General features: G+C 72.3%; 17 protein-coding genes and 2 pseudogenes. 10 read left to right on the forward strand and 9 right to left on the reverse strand.

Features of this window, described 5'->3' with window-relative positions; translation table 11 throughout:
- Nucleotides 1-182 precede the first annotated feature (182 nt).
- A complete protein-coding gene (locus ACZ5TL_RS16455) occupies nt 183-446 on the reverse strand; it encodes a GlsB/YeaQ/YmgE family stress response membrane protein (RefSeq protein ID WP_468590400.1) in 264 nt (87 codons plus the stop codon).
- 154 nt (nt 447-600) lie between these two features.
- The gene (locus tag ACZ5TL_RS16460; RefSeq protein ID WP_468590402.1) at nt 601-1,041 is read right to left on the reverse strand and encodes an SPW repeat protein; all 441 of its coding nucleotides are present in this window, start codon (nt 1,039-1,041) and stop codon (nt 601-603) included.
- 228 nt (nt 1,042-1,269) lie between these two features.
- On the opposite strand from ACZ5TL_RS16460, the gene ACZ5TL_RS16465 reads away from it, so the two are divergent.
- Entirely contained in the window at nt 1,270-1,446 is a 177-nt protein-coding gene (locus tag ACZ5TL_RS16465; RefSeq protein ID WP_468590404.1) for a hypothetical protein, read from the forward strand.
- A 99-nt stretch (nt 1,447-1,545) separates the two neighbouring features.
- Here the strand turns inward: ACZ5TL_RS16465 and ACZ5TL_RS16470 are convergent, their stop codons facing one another.
- Together ACZ5TL_RS16470 and ACZ5TL_RS16475 are read right to left on the reverse strand one after the other, a co-directional pair.
- Nucleotides 1,546-2,595: an acyl-CoA dehydrogenase family protein gene (locus tag ACZ5TL_RS16470; protein WP_468590405.1), complete on the reverse strand. Its 1,050-nt coding sequence runs from the start codon at nt 2,593-2,595 to the stop codon at nt 1,546-1,548.
- 159 nt (nt 2,596-2,754) lie between these two features.
- The gene (locus ACZ5TL_RS16475; RefSeq protein WP_468590407.1) at nt 2,755-2,916 is read right to left on the reverse strand and encodes a hypothetical protein; all 162 of its coding nucleotides are present in this window, start codon (nt 2,914-2,916) and stop codon (nt 2,755-2,757) included.
- Between the two features lie 276 nt (nt 2,917-3,192).
- On the opposite strand from ACZ5TL_RS16475, the gene ACZ5TL_RS16480 reads away from it, so the two are divergent.
- Together ACZ5TL_RS16480 and ACZ5TL_RS16485 are read left to right on the forward strand one after the other, a co-directional pair.
- A complete protein-coding gene (locus ACZ5TL_RS16480; RefSeq protein ID WP_468590533.1) occupies nt 3,193-4,563 on the forward strand; it encodes a phospholipase in 1,371 nt (456 codons plus the stop codon).
- Between the two features lie 42 nt (nt 4,564-4,605).
- Nucleotides 4,606-5,493 (forward strand): annotated as a pseudogene (locus ACZ5TL_RS16485) (aldo/keto reductase); the annotation flags it as partial.
- Nucleotides 5,494-5,582: 89 nt separating this feature from the next.
- Here ACZ5TL_RS16485 and ACZ5TL_RS16490 read toward each other — a convergent pair.
- Nucleotides 5,583-6,083 (reverse strand): pyridoxamine 5'-phosphate oxidase family protein, encoded by a 501-nt coding sequence (locus tag ACZ5TL_RS16490; protein ID WP_468590409.1) that lies wholly within the window; start codon nt 6,081-6,083, stop codon nt 5,583-5,585.
- Nucleotides 6,084-6,311: 228 nt separating this feature from the next.
- On the opposite strand from ACZ5TL_RS16490, the gene ACZ5TL_RS16495 reads away from it, so the two are divergent.
- Together ACZ5TL_RS16495 and ACZ5TL_RS16500 are read left to right on the forward strand one after the other, a co-directional pair.
- A complete protein-coding gene (locus ACZ5TL_RS16495) occupies nt 6,312-6,704 on the forward strand; it encodes a VOC family protein (protein WP_468590410.1) in 393 nt (130 codons plus the stop codon).
- A gap of 51 nt (nt 6,705-6,755) precedes the next feature.
- The gene (locus ACZ5TL_RS16500) at nt 6,756-7,835 is read left to right on the forward strand and encodes an adenosine deaminase (protein WP_468590412.1); all 1,080 of its coding nucleotides are present in this window, start codon (nt 6,756-6,758) and stop codon (nt 7,833-7,835) included.
- Here ACZ5TL_RS16500 and ACZ5TL_RS16505 read toward each other — a convergent pair.
- The 3 genes from ACZ5TL_RS16505 to ACZ5TL_RS16515 all read right to left on the reverse strand — a co-directional run bounded on the left by ACZ5TL_RS16505 (nt 7,817) and on the right by ACZ5TL_RS16515 (nt 9,702).
- Nucleotides 7,817-8,332: a mycothiol transferase gene (locus tag ACZ5TL_RS16505; RefSeq protein WP_468590413.1), complete on the reverse strand. Its 516-nt coding sequence runs from the start codon at nt 8,330-8,332 to the stop codon at nt 7,817-7,819. The two genes, ACZ5TL_RS16500 and ACZ5TL_RS16505, sit on opposite strands and share 19 nt — an antisense overlap.
- Before the next feature lie 125 nt (nt 8,333-8,457).
- On the reverse strand, nt 8,458-8,694 hold the full coding sequence (locus ACZ5TL_RS16510; RefSeq protein ID WP_468590415.1) for a hypothetical protein: 237 nt from the start codon (nt 8,692-8,694) through the stop codon (nt 8,458-8,460).
- A 90-nt stretch (nt 8,695-8,784) separates the two neighbouring features.
- Entirely contained in the window at nt 8,785-9,702 is a 918-nt protein-coding gene (locus ACZ5TL_RS16515) for a LysR family transcriptional regulator (protein ID WP_468590416.1), read from the reverse strand.
- 117 nt (nt 9,703-9,819) lie between these two features.
- Between ACZ5TL_RS16515 and mgrA the strand changes: the two genes are divergently transcribed.
- The 5 genes and pseudogenes from mgrA to ACZ5TL_RS16540 all read left to right on the forward strand — a co-directional run bounded on the left by mgrA (nt 9,820) and on the right by ACZ5TL_RS16540 (nt 16,416).
- Entirely contained in the window at nt 9,820-10,827 is a 1,008-nt protein-coding gene (gene mgrA / locus ACZ5TL_RS16520) for an L-glyceraldehyde 3-phosphate reductase (RefSeq protein WP_468590418.1), read from the forward strand.
- Nucleotides 10,828-11,243: 416 nt separating this feature from the next.
- Nucleotides 11,244-11,654: a hypothetical protein gene (locus ACZ5TL_RS16525; protein ID WP_468590420.1), complete on the forward strand. Its 411-nt coding sequence runs from the start codon at nt 11,244-11,246 to the stop codon at nt 11,652-11,654.
- 57 nt (nt 11,655-11,711) lie between these two features.
- Nucleotides 11,712-14,051 carry an FHA domain-containing protein gene (locus ACZ5TL_RS16530; RefSeq protein ID WP_468590421.1) on the forward strand — a complete coding sequence of 780 codons (2,340 nt, stop codon included), beginning with the start codon at nt 11,712-11,714 and terminating at the stop codon, nt 14,049-14,051.
- 8 nt (nt 14,052-14,059) lie between these two features.
- A pseudogene (locus ACZ5TL_RS16535) lies at nt 14,060-14,617 on the forward strand (hypothetical protein); the annotation flags it as partial.
- A gap of 794 nt (nt 14,618-15,411) precedes the next feature.
- Nucleotides 15,412-16,416 carry a serine/threonine-protein kinase gene (locus ACZ5TL_RS16540; RefSeq protein WP_468590423.1) on the forward strand — a complete coding sequence of 335 codons (1,005 nt, stop codon included), beginning with the start codon at nt 15,412-15,414 and terminating at the stop codon, nt 16,414-16,416.
- 10 nt (nt 16,417-16,426) lie between these two features.
- Here the strand turns inward: ACZ5TL_RS16540 and ACZ5TL_RS16545 are convergent, their stop codons facing one another.
- Complete coding sequence (locus ACZ5TL_RS16545) at nt 16,427-17,725, reverse strand: streptophobe family protein (protein WP_468590424.1); 1,299 nt, start codon at nt 17,723-17,725, stop codon at nt 16,427-16,429.
- Between the last annotated feature and the right edge of the window lie 42 nt (nt 17,726-17,767).

Consider the following 17,767-nt stretch of genomic DNA (forward strand, 5'->3'; position numbering starts at 1 on the left):
GTGCCGACCTCATGGACCGGACCAAGAACGGCTCACCTCGAGTCCGAGGTTCTGGGGGCCGCGCGGTACGCGTCGAAGGGGTGACGGGCTCTCGCGACGCGGTCGGCGAGTCGGCGCGGAAAAGCCCGCGCGGCCTGTGGGCCGCGCGGGCCGGATGGTGCCGTGCTGTCGCCGGTACGCCGTCAGCGGCGTGCCTTCGCGCGGTCCAGCGCGGCGACGCCGAGCGCGGCGAGGCCGATCTGGATGAGCCACTCGACCCAGTCGACGCCCTTGGTGTCGGCCACGCCGAACGCGGCGGCCAGGGCCGAGCCGATCAGCGCGGCGATGATGCCCACGGCGATCGTCCACAGGACGCCGATCCGCTGACGGCCCGGGACCACGAGTCGGCCCAGGATGCCGATGACGATGCCGATCACGATGGCACTGATGATCCCGTCGATCTCCATCTCCGCCCCTTTTCGTCCGGATCCCCGCTGCAGTGCTTGTGCCCCTTGACGGCCGGGACACTCCGGGCCCGGCCGCATCGCCGCGGGGAGTCCGGAGACGGAGAGCAAAGGCCGGTCCGGGACGCGGACCGGCCTCGGCTGTCTTCCGGCGGATCTACGGATTCCGGGAGGCCTTCGCCGCCGTGCCGGCGCACACCAGCCCCAGGATCACGGCCAGTGCACCGATGATGATGTTGTTCCACACGACACCGGCGTCCGGGCTTTCGCCGACGATCCACGGCGAGATGATCAACCACACTCCGAGGGCGCACATGGCCCAGCTCAGGCCGTACATGCGCTCCGGGGCGCGAGTGAACCCGAGCGCCAGCAGACCGATCGCGATGCCCATGATCAGGTTGTGGGTCACGAGCGGCGGCTGGCTGGTCGTGTAGTGGACTATCCACGGGGAGGCGGCACAGTACAGACCGAGCAGGAACACCGGTCCGTCCACGAGCGCCACATCGCGACCGCCGAGCACGCGGGCGTAGCGGTCCCGCATCTCGGAGGCATCGGGGTGGCCGGATATGTCACCCCTGGTGGGCGAGACGTTGGCCATGACTCGTCTCCTTCATCGTGCAGGGCGTCCGCGTCTGGGAGGATATGCGGTAAACGCCGCGTAACTATCATTCTGCGCTTATTTTTCCTTTATGTGTAGTTGGCGTCGAGGGGGGCGCGGTGTACCCGGCGGAACATGTCCGGGCGGATCAGGGGCAAAAGGGTGTGTACGACAGCGACCGATCGTCGCCGCCCGGCGGGCGGCGCGGGACAGGGGAGGGCAGCGGACGTGACTGCGGCCATCAGTGCGAAGGTGTTGGAGCGGTTCCCGGCGGGATCGCCGCGCGGATCGTGGCCCGCGGAGGAGTACGCGGCACGCCGCCGTGCCGAGGGCGAGCCCGCCACCGTCGTGATGGACCTGGAGTCGGACGCCTTCCTCGTGGTCGTCCCGTCGGACGAGGGCTGAATTCCTCCGCCTCACCAGGGGCGAGCCGCCCGCGCAGGTCGCCGAGAAGACCGCCCGGGTCCGGTCGCTCGCCGCCGCGGAAGGCCGTTCATGAGTCTTCTAGCCGGACGCCAGCGAGCCGAGGTGCGTCCGCCGCGCCTCGGTCGTCTGGCCCTGCACCAGCAGGAACATCCCCTCGCGCGCCAGCCGCTGCGCCCCGCTGCTCAGGTTCATGGCGCGGCCCCCTCCGGCCACGATCGCCGCCGTCGTGGCCGCACGCATCAGGTCGTACGCCCGTGTCTTCACGGTCAGCCGCTCCGCGACGCACTCGTGCGGAACCGGGTGATCGGCCAGCGTGTAGGCCTCCTGCCGGACCTCGTCGAGCCGGGCCCGCAGTGTCCCGGCCGTCTCCTCGCCCTCCGGGGCCCCGGCCACCAGGTCCAGCGCCGCGTACGCCACCCCGAACACGGCCGGACTGGCGTTGGCGGCCCTGGGCAGGTCGACCCGGGCGAACTCCTGCTGCGGCATGCGCAGCACCACGGACTCCTCCGGCACCCACAGGCCGTCCAGCTCCAGGGAGACCGTACGGGCGGCGGTGAGGGCCGCGAGCCGCATCGGCGCCGATGGGGACAGCCCGCGCTGCTCCCGGGCCTCGGCGACGACGAACACCACCTCGGCCGTGTCCGACACGCCGGCCAGCAGCATCACATCGTTCAGACCCCAGCCCGTGTACCAGGGCACCCGCCCCTCGAAGCGCCAGCCGCCCCGCTCGGGCACGGCCCGCACGGGCACGCGGGGGAAGGCACGGACATGGGCGTGCGCGATGCCGGCCATGAGCTCGCCCGTCGCCAGCGGACGCAGCAGCTTCTCCCGGACGGGCGAGTCATGGGCCGCCAGTAGCTTCACCGGGGTGTGGTGCTGTGTCTGCACGAACCATGTGGAGCAGCACGCCCCCGCCAGGATCTCCGCGGTCTCCCGCGCCACGGCGACGGGCGCGTCCGCCCCGCCGTACTCCTGGGGCGCTCCCACCCCGAGCAGCCCCGCACGCTTCACCGCCCCGACGTGGCTCGCCGGCACACCCTCCCGGTCGACGCGCTCGGCCTGCGGGACGAGGAGATCGCGCGCCAGGCGCTGTGCGGCGGTCACGAGGGGATGGGGTGTGGTGGTCATGGGGGAAATTCTCGCGGTCGTGCGGCGCCGGGTGCCGATCCGGGGGCGTGTCGCTCGTGCAGCAGGTGCAAAGGTCCCCCGGCCACCGGCCATCGATCTCAGGCCATCGATCTCAGGCCATCGGCCACCGGACGTCCTGGAGGCGTTGATGCGCCCGCGTCACGGCGAGGAGCCTCGCAGATCGACTTCCGTGCGCACGTCGAAGTCGAGCCCGTCGGCGCGCGCCGGATAGATCCGCGGGAAGACGAGGGCCACGCCGAGCACGGAGCCGTCGGCCGTGAACCACTCGGGGCCGGGGAGGGCGTGCCGGAACAGCGTCATGATTCCGGCTCGACCGGACGAACCTCCACTGCGTCTTCTGCCATGGCCACCCCCTCGGCGACGGTGACGACGAACTGCTGCGGTCTCTGCTGGACCGGTTGGCGGCGACCCTGGAGAACTCGGCGCCCGTGTGAGTCCGGGCCGGGCGCGCAGACCGCGCCGGAGTCCTCACCAACGTCGCCCGGCGGCAACCTCTCCTGCTGACGCCGGACCACCGGGCGTGGTGTCATGCCGGATGTCATGAACCTGATCCAACGAAGGGCATCCCTCATGCGCCTGCGCACCCCCCACGCCCTGCTCGCCACGACCGCCGCGCTGGCCGCCGCGGTCGTGGCCCCGCAACCCGCCGCCGCCGTGCCCGCCGCCGTGCCGGCCCCGGGCACGTATTACGTCCAGAGCGCCACGACCGGGCTCAACGCGGCCGACCGCGGCGGCGCGGTCGAGCAGCACAGACCCCGCGGCAACGAGGACCGGCAGCAGTGGCAGCTGAAGCCCAGCGGGTCGTCGTACCTCCTGGAGAACACCGACGCCCCGGGAAACTGCCTCGGCCGCAGCGGTGACCAGGCCGCGACCGTCGCCTGTACCGGCGCCGACGCACCCTGGGAGATCACCCTGGCCGGTGCCGACCGCTACACGCTCAAGGCCCCGGGCACCGCGCGCCACCTCACGGTGGCCCCCAAGCCGTCCGGCGCCAACTACCCCGCCCGCCTCGCCCTCGCAGGGCCGGGCGATCTCGCCGCCTGGTACCTCACCCCGGTCGCCCCCGTCACCGGCCCCATGCCGCCGCCGGACCGGCGCACCCTGGACCAGGTCACGTTCCTCACCACGCACAACGCGTACGCCAACGGCGTCGACGGCGGCTTCGCCCCGCCCTTCGTCAACCTCGTCCCCAACCAGACCCGTGGCCTCGAGCGCCAACTCGCCGACGGTGTCCGCGGTTTCATGCTGGACATCCACCAGACCCCCGACGGTGCCATCCTCTGCCACAACAGCTGCACCCTCGTCAGCAGGCCCGTCGCCCTGTGGGTCGACCTCCAGCGCATGGTGGACTTCCTGAAGGCGCATCCCGACCAGTTCGTCACCGTCTTCCTTGAGGACTACGTCGAACCGGGCGTCCTGCGCGCCGAACTCGCCCGCGTCAAGGGCCTGTCGGACGTGCTGTACCGGCCCGACCGGACGGGCGTGCGGCACAGCGGCTGGCCGACGATGGCGGACCTGATCGCCGCCGATGACCGGCTGCTGATCTTCACGGACCGCAGCCGCTCCGCCGACCAGGCCGCGGGCCTGACCCGGGACAGCTTCGGCGTCATGTACCAGCGTGAATGGACCGTCGAGAACCACTGGTCCATGGGCCCGGGCGTCGGCTCCTCCGACTGGTCCTGCTACAGCCGCTGGTACGGCGCCGACACGAACCTTCCGCTGACCCGCACCGAACCCGGATTCCGGCCGCTGTTCGTCATGAACCACTTCCGTGACGTCCCGATCACCGGCACGTCCGGCACGGACAACACCAAACTCACCGACCGCGCCCAGAGGTTCTGCCAGCCGGCCGCCCGTAAGAAGCCCAACTTCCTTGCCGTGGACCACTACGACCGCGGCAATCCGGCCTCCGCCGTCACCGCCCTCAACTCGTACACGTATCCGTAAAACGGCTCCACCGGCCAGCGTGGTGGGTGCGAGACCCCGCCGATGAGCGCACACAAGATCACCGCGGACGCCGCGGGCACCTGGAAAGTCGGCGACCTGCCCGTCCACCGCCTCGGCTTCGGCGCGATGCGGCTGACGGGCAGTGCCGCCTTCCACCACGGCACAACGAGCGACCGCGAGCGGTCGATCGCCGTCCTGCGCAAGGCGATCGACCTCGGTGTGAACCACATCGACACGGCCGTCTTCTACTTCCCGTCGCCGCGCTCCGCCAATGAACTCATCAACAGCGCGCTGGCTCCCTGTCCCGACGACCTGGTGATCGTCACCAAGGTGGGCCCGTAACGGGCGTACTCGGGGGAGTGGGGCACCTCGGCTCGCCCCGACGAACTGCGCGGCCACGTCGAGGAGAACCTCCGCCGGCTCGGCCGGGACCACCTGGACGTGGTCAACCTGCGCCGGATGGCCAAGAACGACTCGATCGCCGAGCACTTCGGCGTCCTCGCGGAGCTGTGCGAGGCGGGCCTGATCCGCCACCTGGGCATCTGCGGCGTCGAACCCCGCCATGTGGCCGAGGCCCACGCCATCGCCCCCGTGGTCTGCGTGCAGAACCGGTACGCCCTCGACCGCCCCGACTCCGCCACCGACGAACTGCTGCGCATCTGCGGCGAACAGGGCATCGCCTTCGTACCGTTCTACGCCGTCGCCGGGGAGGCCGGTGAGCGCGGCGCCACCACCGCCCATGACGCGGAGCTCCAGGCCATCGCCCGGGCCCACGGCGCGAGCCCCGCCCAGATCCGCATCGTCTGGCCCCTGCACCGGGGCTCCCACGCCCTCGCCACCCCCGGCGCGGGCAACCCCGCCCATCTCACGGAGAACGTGGCGGAGGGCGCGATCCGTCTCACGGACGAGGAACTGGAGCGGCTCGACGGGGGGGCGGCAGCTCGACGGGGGGCGGCAGAAGGCCGGATGAGCTCGGGCGGGGCTTGGGGAGGCCGCTCGCCAGAGAGGGAGGGAGCCGATCACTCGATTCGGCCACCGGTTCCCGGTGGGGCGGCATCGCCCCGGACCGCCCAGACACCGTCCCGCATCAGATGCCTGTGAGGCAGCTCGTGCTCCTCGCACCACGCCTGGACCGCGCGTGGCCGCACCCGGAAGAACACGTACGACGCGTGGGCCTGACGTGGATCCCAGCCGGTCTTCGCGCGGAACGCCTCGGCCGCCGCCGACGGCACCTCATGCCGCGTGAAGGTCTCCACGGCACCGTCGACCAGCGCGACGTCCCGGGTGTCGCCGAAGGCCAGCCGCGCCCGTCCGCCGTCGCGCAGATTGCGGCCGGTGGGATTGGTCTGCCGGGTGCACAGCCACACCGCCTCGTCGTGCCACACGAACCACAGCGGAACCAGACACGGCAGCCCTTCGGTGTCCGCCGTGGCGACCCATACGTCCATCTCCCGCTCCAGACGGTCCAGCAGGTCCGCCTTGCGCTGCTCGGGGGTGCGTGGGGGCTCGGTGATCTTCATGGAGGGGACGCTAGCGCGCGGACGTGCGCCGTGCCTCCGGCTGGAGCCCTAGGCCCGAGGCCTAGGGCTCTCCAGATACTGTGCCGCCGGGCACAGTATCTGGAGTCTCCGGAATATCGTCGACACGGGATGTACGTACTGGTGGATACAGAAGGGTGCGAGGCAGTTAGCGTCATTCGAGTTTTACGTATAACCTCTCCGGTCAACCACCCGCTCCGAGAGGTCGAGATGAGACGTATCGCCCTGGTCGCCCTCGTCGTCGACGACTACGACGAGGCGATCCGCTTCTACACCGAGGCCCTCGGATTCCGGCTCGTCGAGGACGCGCCCCGGTCCGACGGATCCCGCTGGGTCGTCGTCGAGCCGGACATCCCGGGAGCCGGTACCGGTGTGCTCCTGGCCCGAGCCAAGGGAGAGGCCCAGGCCGCCCGGGTCGGGGACCAGACCGGCGGGCGGGTCGGGTTCTTCTTGTACACCGACGACTTCGTCCGCGACCACGCCCGGATGGCGGCCGCGGGCGTGACCTTCCTGGAGGAGCCGCGGCACGAGCCGTACGGCACCGTCGCCGTCTTCCAGGACCTGTACGGCAACCGCTGGGACCTTCTCCAGCCCGCCGACTGATTTCCCTCCACCGCCGCTCCGAACAGCCCCGCTTCACGGAAAGACCCCGCCATGACTACTACGCGCGTAGACGCCGAAGTGATCCGCCGCCTCCCCAAGGCCGTCCTGCACGACCACCTCGACGGCGGCCTGCGGCCCGCCACCGTGGTGGAGCTCGCGGACGCGGTCGGCCACACCCTGCCCACCACCGACCCGGACGAGCTCGCCGCCTGGTACTACGAGGCGGCCAACTCCGGCGACCTGGTGCGCTACATAGCCACCTTCGAGCACACCCTCGCCGTCATGCAGACCCGCGAGGGCCTGCTGCGCACCGCCGAGGAGTACGTCCTGGACCTCGCCGCGGACGGCGTCGTCTACGGCGAGGTGCGCTACGCCCCCGAGCTGATGCTGAACGGCGGCCTGAGCCTCCCCGAGGTCGTGGAGACCGTCCAGGAGGGCCTGGCGGCGGGCATGGCGAAGGCGGCTGCCGCGGGCACGCCGGTACGGGTCGGCACCCTGCTGTGCGGGATGCGGATGTTCGACCGGGTGCGCGAGGCCGCCGACCTGGCCGTGGCCTTCCGCGACGCCGGCGTCGTCGGCTTCGACATCGCCGGTGCCGAGGACGGCTTCCCGCCCGCCGACCACCTCGCGGCCTTCGAGCACCTGCGGCGTGAGAACGTGCCGTTCACCATCCACGCCGGGGAGGCACACGGCCTGCCCAGCATCCACCAGGCCCTCCAGGTGTGCGGCGCCCAGCGCATCGGGCACGGCGTGCGGATCACCGACGACATCCCCGACCTCACGGCCGGCAAGCTCGGCCGCCTCGCGGGGTGGGTACGCGACCGGCGGATCGCCCTGGAGATGTGCCCGACGTCCAACCTGCAGACCGGCGCCGCCACCTCGATCGCCGAGCACCCGATCACCGCGCTGAAGGACCTCGGCTTCCGCGTCACCCTCAACACCGACAACCGGCTGGTCTCCGGCACGACCATGACCCGTGAGATGTCCCTGCTGGTGGAGCAGGCGGGCTGGACCGCCGAGGATCTGCGCACGGTCACGGTCAACGCCGTGAAGAGCGCGTTCCTCCCGTTCGACGAGCGGAACGCGCTGATCCGGGACGTGGTCCTGCCCGGCTACGAGGCCGAGCTCTGAAGCAGTCCCCTGAGGTAGGCGGCCTGTCCGACGTGCTGGAGATCGTCGGACAGGACGCTGACCAGCCGGACGCCCAGGGTGACCGGCGGGTCCCAGCGCTCGTCGACGACGCGCTCCAGGTCCTTGGCGGCCAGGCCGCGCAGGGCGGCCGTGCTCTGGTCGTGCACGGCGTCGTGGTAGCCGGTCAGCAGCTCGCCCGAGTCGACCCGGACCTTGGCGACCTGGGCGGGACTGTGCCCGTAGCCCGTGTCGCGGCGGGGCAGGCCCAGCCCGAAGCGCTTCTCCCACTCCTGGGACAGCCACGCCTGCTCGAGGCCGAAGGCGTCGGCGAGGTGGTCGTCCTGGACGCGGGTGAGGTGCCAGACCAGCCAGGCGATGGAGTTGCTGTCGGGGGAGGGGCGGGCCGCCAGCTGGTCCGGCCCGAGTCCCTCGACCGTGGCGTGGACTTCTTCCCGGATGCGGTGGTAGCCGTCGATGAGGATGTCCTTCGCGTGCATACGTCCACCATCGCGCAATGCTCCGGATCACGCGTCGGGAATCCAGCTCCCGTGGACCCAGCGGCACCCCCCCGGCAGATGGATCCGGGCCACGCGCTCACCGGTGAAGTCCTGGGCCGTGAGGATCACCAGGTCCGAGGCTCCGCGGACGGGTTCTGCGCGTAGGCGATCGCGTGCGGTTCCCCGGAGTCCACGCCGAACTTGGTGTGCGCGGTGAGCGGGCCCTCCAGGGCGCCCCGGAAGCCGTGGGCAGCAGAAGGGGAACCGGCGTGGCGCCGGCGGCGCGGCAGCGGCGGGGTCCGCTGCCGTTCCGGTGCCCGAAAGCGCACCGCCGTCGTGATCGCCGCCGCGCCGCGCAGCACGTTCCGTCGTTGGGGTCCGTCATCTCGCCTGCTCCTGACCGTGGTTGTCTTCGGGACCGGTCAGGAGTCCGTTGCGTGGGACCGCGGAGGTCAGGAGGGCTGGGCCCCGTCCTGGGGTGTTGCCGGGCTCCCTGTTCTCAGCAGGGCCATCAGGGCCCGGGCCGCCGGACTGGTCGCCTGCGCGGTCGGCAGCAGGGCGACCGTCTCGTACACGGCGTCTCCGGTGCCCTTCACCGGCAGCGCGGTCAGCGAGGCGCGTTTGTGCCGGAAGTGCCGCGGGACGACGGCGATGCCGAGATCCTCGTCCACGAGGTCGAGGAGGCTGTGCACGTCGTTGACCTCCAGGGCGACACTCCGGCGGACGCCCGCGGCGGCGAAGGCGGCGTCGGTGGTGCGCCGGGGCCCCCAGTCCGGGTGGAAGTCGACGAAGACCTCACCGCCGAGATCCTCGGGCGTCACCGCGGCCCCGGCCGCCGCCAGCCGGTGGCTCGGATGGCACAGCACGGTCATCGGCTCGCTCGACAGCGGCACGGTCCGCAGCTGATCGGTCTCCTCCTGAGCCGTGCGCACGGCGAACGCCAGATCCAGCCGCCCGGCCGCGACCTCCTCCGCGAGCGCGCCGGAACCCGCCTGCCGCAGGCAGATCTCCACATCCGGGTGGCGCCGGCGGAACGCCGCCAGCAGACCCGCCACGTTCACCCCGGCGATGCACTGCTCGGACCCGAGCGCGAGCATCCCGCGCAGCACCCCCTGCACGGCCGCCACCGCCTCGTGGGCCGAGCGCACCTGCGCCAGGATCCGCTCCGCCTCGCCGAGGAGTGCCCGCCCGGCCGGGGTCAGCGTCACCCGGCGGGTCGTGCGCACGAACAGCGGCGTCTGCAGCTCCCGCTCCAGCGCCCGGATGGAGGCCGACAGGCCCGACTGGGACACCAGCAGGCGCTCCGCCGCCCGGGTGAAGTGCTGGTCCTCGGCGACCGCGACGAAGTGCTGCAGGTGGCGCAGTTCCATGACTGAGAAGCGTAGCCGCTGAATTTCATCGGATTCTTCTGTTGGACGCATGGGCGCAGGTCACGCCAGAGTGGACACCGGTTTCCTGCTGACCGAGCCAACCCCTCTGGAGTCGCGTTGTACACCGCACACCCCGACCGCTACGCGGACATGCCCTACCGGCGCACCGGACGCAGCGGCCTGAAGCTCCCCGCGCTCTCGCTGGGACTGTGGCACAACTTCGGCCCGGACCGGCCCGTGGAGACGCAGCGCGCCATCCTGCGCCGCGCTTTCGACCTCGGCGTCACCCACTTCGACCTCGCCAACAACTACGGTCCGCCGCCCGGCGCCGCCGAGGCCGCGCTGGGCGAGTTCCTGAAGACCGACTTCGCGCCGTACCGCGACGAGCTGGTGATCTCCACCAAGGCCGGCTACCTGATGTGGCCGGGTCCGTACGGCGAGTGGGGCTCGCGCAAGTACGTGCTGTCCTCCCTGGACCAGAGCCTGCAGCGGATGGGCCTGGACCACGTCGACATCTTCTACTCGCACCGACCCGACCCGGACACCCCGCTCGAGGAGACGATGGGCGCCCTGCACTCGGCGGTGCAGCAGGGCAAGGCGCTCTACGTCGGCGTCTCCAACTACTCCGCGGAGCAGACCCGCGAGGCCGCGCGCATCCTGGGCGAGCTGGGCACCCCGCTCCTCATCCACCAGCCGCGCTACTCCATGCTGGACCGCCGCCCCGAGGACGAGGGCCTGCTCGACGCCCTGGACGAGCTCAGGGTCGGCTCCATCGTCTTCTCCCCGCTGGAGCAGGGCCTGCTCTCCGCCCGCTATCTCGACGGCATTCCCGAGGGGTCCCGCGCCGCGAGCGACAGCCCGTTCCTGAACTCCGACGCGGTCACCGGGGAGCTGGTGGGCCGGCTGCGCGACCTGAACGACATCGCCAAGACGCGTGGCCAGACCCTGGCGCAGATGGCCCTGGCCTGGGTGCTGCGCGGGGGCCGGGTCACCTCCGCGCTGGTCGGCGCGAGCACCCCGCAGCAGCTGGAGGACAGCGTCGGGGCCATCGGCAACCTGGACTTCGACGCGGACGAGCTGGCCCGGATCGACGCCGTCGTCAAGCAGTGGGCCGTCAAGCAGTAGCCGGTCCTCTGCTCGGCGGCCTCTCACCCACACAGACCGCCGGACACCGGAAAACTCATCGCCGGCGCCGCTCTCACGCCCGGTGGGCACCGTGGGAAGGCCAGGCCTGCTGGTCAGAGGCCGGATCCTCGCTCGTGGTGAATCCGGCACGCACCCGCTGCCCGCCCCCGCCCGGGCCGTCGACGAGCCTTGAGGTCATGCGTCCCGGGGGCCTCGCGCCGGGTTTCGGCCAAGCCGGAGGGTGAATATGCCAGGAGACTGGCCGGAAAGTCATGGTGACAGTGTTTCAGCGGTGAACATACTGACACGCGAGAGCGCTTTCACTTCCAGCTACGGTGCCCTCACGCACAGCACGCGAGCCGTACTGCACGCGCGGCCTGGCCGCCAGGCGGGCTGGGCAACGGGGGGAGGGTCACGTGCACGACGAGTTTCTGTGTCATGTCACGGCGTACGGAGTCTGCGACGGCCGCCGCATCGGAGTGCCCTTGGGCACCTACCGCGCGCCCACCCTCGCCCTCGCCCTGTGGTGGCTGCGCGACCGTGCCTCCTGGATCGCCCAGCGCCTCGACCCCCGGCCCGACGCCGAGCACTTACCGCCGGGTGCGCTCGTGCCGGTCGCCGACACCGTGCCCGACGTGCCCGCGCTGCTGCGCGCCTGGTGCGCCGATCCGGACCAGCAGGGGCGGGTGGCCGAGGAGTTGGCGGCCGGACGGCTGGTGCGCATCGCGACCAGCGACGACACCACGGAGTACGAACTGCTCGCCGAGTCCGTGGACGCCCTGCGGATGCAGCGCGCGGCTCCTGTCCTGGGCATCCCCGTGGCCTGACCTGCTCCCGCCCGCTCGCCCAGGCGCAGACCAGGGCACATCGGTAGAATCCTGACCATGGCGCAGCCGTCGGTAGCACCAGAGCTCGTCCTGGAGACGGAGTCCGGATCCACCGTGATGATCCCGGGTCGCGACTACCACGTGGGGCGCGACCCCTTGAGCGACATCGTCATCGACGACGACCGGGTCTCGTGGCACCACGCGGTGCTGCGTCCCGAGGACGGTCACTGGACCATCGAGGACGAGAACAGCACCAACGGCACGTACACCGACGGGCGCCGCATCCACGAGTGGGACGTCGGACCCGGCAGCGTCATCCGCTTCGGCAACCCCGCCGACGGCCCGCGCGTCCTCCTCACGGGACGCCCCGCCCCCGCCCGGGCCCCGGAACGCCCCTCGGCGGTCTCCATGCCCGCCCTGACCGGCACCTACCGGCAACCCACGACCGTGCGGCCGCTGCCCTCCCGCGCCATCCGCATCGGCCGCGCGAGCGACAACGACCTCGTCATCGACGACCTCGTGGTCTCCCGCCGGCACGCCGAACTGCGCGCCCTGCCCGATGGCACGTACGAGATCACCGACCTCGGCAGCCACAACGGCACGTACCTCAACGGCAGCCCGGTCACCACCGCCACTCCGGTCGGCCAGGGCGACATCGTCGGCATCGGCCACTCGGCGTTCTGCCTCGTCGGCGACGAACTCCAGGAGTACGTCGACACCGGCGAGGTCTCCCTCGACGTGCAGGACCTCGCGGTCGCCGTGGACCGCGGCCGCAAGACGCTGCTGGACCACGTGTCGTTCCCGGTGGGGGAGAAGTGCCTGCTGGCCGTCGTCGGCCCGAGCGGCGCGGGCAAGTCCACACTCCTCAACGCCCTCACCGGCCAGCGGCCCGCCGGCCACGGCACCGTCCTCTACGACGGCCGCGACCTCTACCGCGACTACGCCGAGCTGCGCCAGCGCATCGGCCTGGTCCCGCAGGACGACATCCTGCACGCGCAGCTGACCGTCCGCAAAGCCCTCTCCTACGCCGCCGAACTGCGCTTCCCGCAGGACACCGCCAAGGCCGAGCGGCGCGCCCGGGTCGACGAGGTCATCCGCGAACTGGGCCTGGAACAGCGCGCCGACCAGCACGTGCACAGCCTGTCCGGCGGCCAGCGCAAGCGCGTCAGCGTGGCCCTGGAACTGCTGACGAAACCGTCCCTGCTCTTCCTCGACGAACCGACCTCCGGCCTCGACCCCGGCATGGACCGCTCCGTGATGCATATGCTGCGCGGCCTCGCCGACGACGGCCGTACCGTCATCGTCGTCACCCACAGCGTGCTCAGCCTGGACGTGTGCGACCGGCTCCTGGTGCTCGCTCCCGGCGGGAAGATCGCCTACTACGGCCCGCCCGAGGACGCCCTGGCGTACTTCGGGTTCGAGCAGTGGCCGGAGGCCTTCGAGGCCTTCGACCGGGACACCGAGCGGGACTGGGCGGGGGAGTACCGAGTCTCACCCTTCCACGGCCGTTACGTCGCCGACGCCACGGCCCAGCCCCGGCAGCCCCGGTCCGAGCCCGTCGTCATCGCCGCGCCGCCCCGGCCGCGCAGCCGGGCCGCCCAGCTCGGCACACTGGTGCGCCGGTACGCGGCCGCGCTGAGCGCCGACCGTACCTTCCTCATCATCATGATCGCCCTGCCGTTCGTGATGGGCGCGATGGCGCGGGCCCTGGCAGGCGGCAAGCTGACGCTGGACACGGCGATGAACGCGCTGCTCATCCTGTGCGTCGGCGCGGTGCTCACCGGGGCCGCCAACGCCGTGCGCGAACTCGTCAAGGAACGGGTGATCTACCAGCGTGAACGGGCGGTGGGCCTGTCCAGGTCGGCGTACCTGATGTCCAAGGTGGTCGTCCTGGGCGTCATCACCGTGCTGCAGGCGGTGGTGCTGACCCTGGTCGCCCTGCTCGGCGTGGACCTGAACGCACCCGGCGGCGAAGGCGTGCTGATGCCGCCCCTGGCGGAAATCACGGTCGCGGTCGCCCTGTTGGCGTTCACGGCGATGATGCTCGGCCTGCTCGTCTCCGCGCTGGTGCGCAAGGAAGAGGTGACGATGCCGCTGCTCGTGCTCATGGCCATCGTCCAGGTCGTCTTCTGCGGGGCCCTGCTGAAGCTGGACGGCGTGCCCGGGCTCGAGCAGCTGGGCTGGCTGGTGCCGGCGCGCTGGGCGCTGGCCGCGATGGCCGGGACCGTCGGGCTGTCCCGGATCGTGCCCGGCGAGCTGACCGAGGACCCCCTCTTCGAGCACTCGGTGGGCGTCTGGCTCCTCGACGTCGGCGCGCTGATCGCGCTGTCGGTGCTGTTCGGCTTCCTCGTGTCCCGGCTGTTGCGCCGGCACGAACCGGCCGTGATGCGGAAGTAGGGAGCGCTATGACGACTCCCGGCTTCCGGCCTACGCACGTCGTCCCCCAGCACGGGATGCCCGCCTGGGAGGCGCCCGACCCGTCCTGGCCCACGGTGGACCTCGATCCGCTGCTTCCGGTGCAACTGCTGGAACGGCAGGGCGACTGGGGGCACGTGCTGTGCTTCAACGGCTGGTCGGCCTGGGTCGACGGCCGCCGCCTGGTCGCCGTACCGCAGGATCCGCCCGCCGCCGACGGGCCGCTCACCCGCACCGCGGACCCGCGTCCGCTGCTGAGCCGGGCGCAGGAAGCCCTGGCGCGCTACCGGTCGGCGGTCGAGGACCTCGCGGGCGGCCTCGACCGGGAGTCCTTCCGCACCCGCACCCGCGGCACCCGGATCGGCGTCGTCGTCGACGGCGAGTCCGTGTGGCTCTACGACGCCGCGCACGGGCGTTGGGTGTACGCGGACGGCACCCGCCTGACCACGTACGCGACGGACGAGACACCCCGGGCCCACCCGGACCCGTCCCGCCCGGCCGAGGCACCCGTGCATCCCCCCACGCGGGTGGTGCCCCCCGAGGGTCCCGGCGAGCCGCCCCGCTCTGCGGCGGCCGGCCCGTCCGACGCACCACCGGCGCGGGGCGCACCCGCCGGCCCGACGCGCGGGGTCCCGCCCGAGGCCGCGTACCCGGCGGGGGCGCTGCCGCCCGAGGCGCATGCGCCGAATCGGGCGGTTTCTCCCGGGGCCGCGGAACCGGCGGGGGGCGGGGCCCTCGGAGCGCCTGAGGCTTCGGTGCCGCCTCGGGACGGGTCGCCGGAGGCGCCTGCGCCGACTCGGGCGGTGTCCTCTGGCGCCTCCGCGCCTCCCCGGACCGGGTCGCCGGGGGCTCCCGAGCCGACTCGGCTGGTCTCCTCGGACGCTCCCGAGCCGACCCGGGTCGTGTCCCCCGAAGCCCCCGAGCCCACGCGTCCCGTGTCCCCCGAGGCGTCTGAGCCGAGGCGACTGGTCTCTCCCGAGGCCGCGGAACCGGCGGGGGCCACGCACTCCGAGGCTGCCGAGCCGACGCGGGTGGTCTCCCGGGGCCTTGCCGAGTCGACCGGGGTCGTGCCGCCCGAGGCGTCTGAGCCGACAGGGGCCGTCAACCCCGATGCCCCCGAGCCGACGGGGGTCGTGCCGCCCGGGGCTGCCGAGCCGACGCGGGTCGTGCAGGCCAGCGAACCCGAGCCCACCCGGGTCGTGTCCCCCGATGCCCCCGAGCCCGCGCGTATCGTGTCCCCCGAGGGCGCCGAGGAGGCGGAGCGTCCGGGTGAGGCGCCGCCCACGCGGGGCGTGGGGCGGCGGGAGGCCACCCGGGTCGTGTCACCCGAGGGTGACGGCCGTTGAACCGCGAGACGAGCCTGTTCTCGGGGCGGCCCTCCGAGCTGATCGGGCAGCAGATCGCCGGGTACCGGATCGAGCAGGAGATCGGGCGCGGTGGCATGGCCGTGGTCTACCGGGCCCGGGACTTGAGGCTGGAGCGCACCGTCGCGCTCAAACTGCTCGCCCCGGAGCTGGCCCGCAACGACACCTTCCGGCGCCGCTTCACCCACGAGTCCCGGGCCGCCGCGGCGATCGACCACCCGCACATCGTCCCGGTCTTCGAGGCCGGCGAGACGGACGGCGTGCTGTACATCGCCATGCGGTACGTCGCCGGCAGCGACCTGCGGCACCTCCTCGACCGCGAGGGCCCGCTGCCGCCCGCCACCGCCCTCCGCGTCGCTGTCCAGGTCGCGTCCGCGCTCGACGCCGCACACGAACACGGCCTGGTGCACCGGGACGTCAAGCCCGGCAACATCCTGGTGTCCCGCGGCACCGACAGCGACCACCCCGAGCACGTCTACCTCACCGATTTCGGCCTGACGAAGAAGTCACTGTCGCTGACCGGCTTCACCACGGTCGGCCAGTTCGTCGGCACGCTCGACTACGTCGCCCCCGAGCAGATCTCCGGCAAGCCCGTCGACGCCCGCTGCGACGTGTACGGCTTCGCCTGCGTCGTCTACGAGGTCCTCACCGGGCACCCGCCGTTCGTCCGCGACGACGACATGGCCCTGCTGTGGGCCCACCAGTACGACGACCCGCCGCCGCTGACCGAGGCCCGGCCCGGCATCGCCGCGCAGGCGGACCCCGTCGTCGCCAAGGCCCTCGCCAAGAACCCGGACGACCGGTACCCCTCCTGCCTCGCCTTCGTCGCCGCGCTGCGTGCCGCCACCACCGGCGGCGGAGCCGGGGCCGCACGGACACCGACGCGTGGGGACCGGCACCTGCCGGGCGTGGGAGAGGAGCGGCCGAAGCCGCCGCCGCGCTGGGCCGAACCGGTGTTCGTGGAACAGACGCGAGAGACGTAGCCGCCCGGCGTCAGCGCGCGCCGCGGGAGCCCACGTCGCCCCGCCGTCGCACGCGCCGGGCCAGCAGAGCCCCGGCGAACCCGGTGACCAGCCCCCACGGGACGGCCAAGCCCACGGCACCCCACAGCCTGGGTCTCAGGAACAGTTCGCCCCTGAGGCCGCCGCCCAGGTCGCCGATGCCGAGCACGGACAGCCCGTAGTGCGCGGAGAGGCGCCCCACGAGGCAGATCATCAACACCGTGAGTACGAGCGCGACCGCCATGTGCACGGCGTGCTGCCAGGGGCGCACCCGGGCCGGCGACCGGGCCGCCATCACGAACGCGGCGGCCAGCAGCAGTACGACGTCGACGACCAGCAGCAACCACACCCGGCCGTCGTGCTCCGAGAGCGTCCGCAGGTTCAGTTCGGAGATGTCCGGCGTGCGCAGCACCTTGTCCAGCACCTGCGGCATGGGCAGCCCGAACGGCCCCTCCACCTTGCCGTCCCAGGTGGCGCCGAGGCCGATCGTCAGCCCCAGCCACACCACGTTGGGCAGGCCGAGCAGGATCACGGCGAACGTCTCGGCCGTGTGCCCCCGCGTCGCCGCGACGATCAGCGCGATCACCACACCGATGACGACGTAGGCGAGCAGCATGGCGACCATCGCGTAGGCGGCAGGCCGCACCGACGTCTGGAAGCGCAGCAGCCCGGCGGGCAGCGGTGCCCCGCGCGAGACCAGCAGGGCCAGGATCAGGACACCGGCCAGCCACACCAGGCCGACGAAGACGGACAGCGGGACGTCGGTGGTGAAACCGACCTTCGGTGAGGCGCCGAACAGGTCGCCGAGTTCGTCGAGCGTCTCGTCCCCGAGGGAGACGTCGAACGTGTGGCGGGCGGCGAGCGTCAGACCGATCATCGCGAGCAGCCACAGCACCGCCACCCGGCCGGCCCAGCCGGCCAGCTCCACGGCACCGGCGACCGCGCGATGACGCAGCGGCCGCAGGAACCCCCAGGCGATCACCAGCGCCCCGGTGAGCGTGACGGACAACGGGATCACGGTCAGACCCGCCCGGGTGTCGGCGAGGTCGCCCACGCTCCCGGAGAGCCTCACCGTGCCGCCCACGGCGGTGACCACGGTCGCCGCGACCACCGGGGCGAACCCGCCGTCGGGAAGGTCCGCGGCCCCGGCCGCCCACAGTCCCAGCGTGGCGACCACCACCATGGCGAGCAGCCCGCCGAGCACCGTGACGAGGGCATGCGCCCAGCCGTGGCGGGCGACGGCCCGCTCGCCGGAGGTGCCTGCCAGGCCGGAGGGGGTGCGCGAACTCACGCTGTCACGCTAAGCAGCACCCGGGCCGGGCGCCCGCCGGAG

The organism is Streptomyces sp. NPDC033136 (genome assembly GCF_055578235.1).

What these genes read in the sequence shown, in the direction of transcription:
- ACZ5TL_RS16455 (WP_468590400.1), bottom strand. Translation starts at nt 446, where the DNA reads ATGGAGATCGACGGGATCATCAGTGCCATCGTGATCGGCATCGTCATC.
- ACZ5TL_RS16460 (WP_468590402.1), bottom strand. Translation starts at nt 1,041, where the DNA reads ATGGCCAACGTCTCGCCCACCAGGGGTGACATATCCGGCCACCCCGAT.
- ACZ5TL_RS16470 (WP_468590405.1), bottom strand. Translation starts at nt 2,595, where the DNA reads ATGACCACCACACCCCATCCCCTCGTGACCGCCGCACAGCGCCTGGCG.
- ACZ5TL_RS16475 (WP_468590407.1), bottom strand. Translation starts at nt 2,916, where the DNA reads ATGACGCTGTTCCGGCACGCCCTCCCCGGCCCCGAGTGGTTCACGGCC.
- ACZ5TL_RS16490 (WP_468590409.1), bottom strand. Translation starts at nt 6,083, where the DNA reads ATGAAGATCACCGAGCCCCCACGCACCCCCGAGCAGCGCAAGGCGGAC.
- ACZ5TL_RS16495 (WP_468590410.1), top strand. Translation starts at nt 6,312, where the DNA reads ATGAGACGTATCGCCCTGGTCGCCCTCGTCGTCGACGACTACGACGAG.
- ACZ5TL_RS16500 (WP_468590412.1), top strand. Translation starts at nt 6,756, where the DNA reads ATGACTACTACGCGCGTAGACGCCGAAGTGATCCGCCGCCTCCCCAAG.
- ACZ5TL_RS16505 (WP_468590413.1), bottom strand. Translation starts at nt 8,332, where the DNA reads ATGCACGCGAAGGACATCCTCATCGACGGCTACCACCGCATCCGGGAA.
- ACZ5TL_RS16515 (WP_468590416.1), bottom strand. Translation starts at nt 9,702, where the DNA reads ATGGAACTGCGCCACCTGCAGCACTTCGTCGCGGTCGCCGAGGACCAG.
- ACZ5TL_RS16530 (WP_468590421.1), top strand. Translation starts at nt 11,712, where the DNA reads ATGGCGCAGCCGTCGGTAGCACCAGAGCTCGTCCTGGAGACGGAGTCC.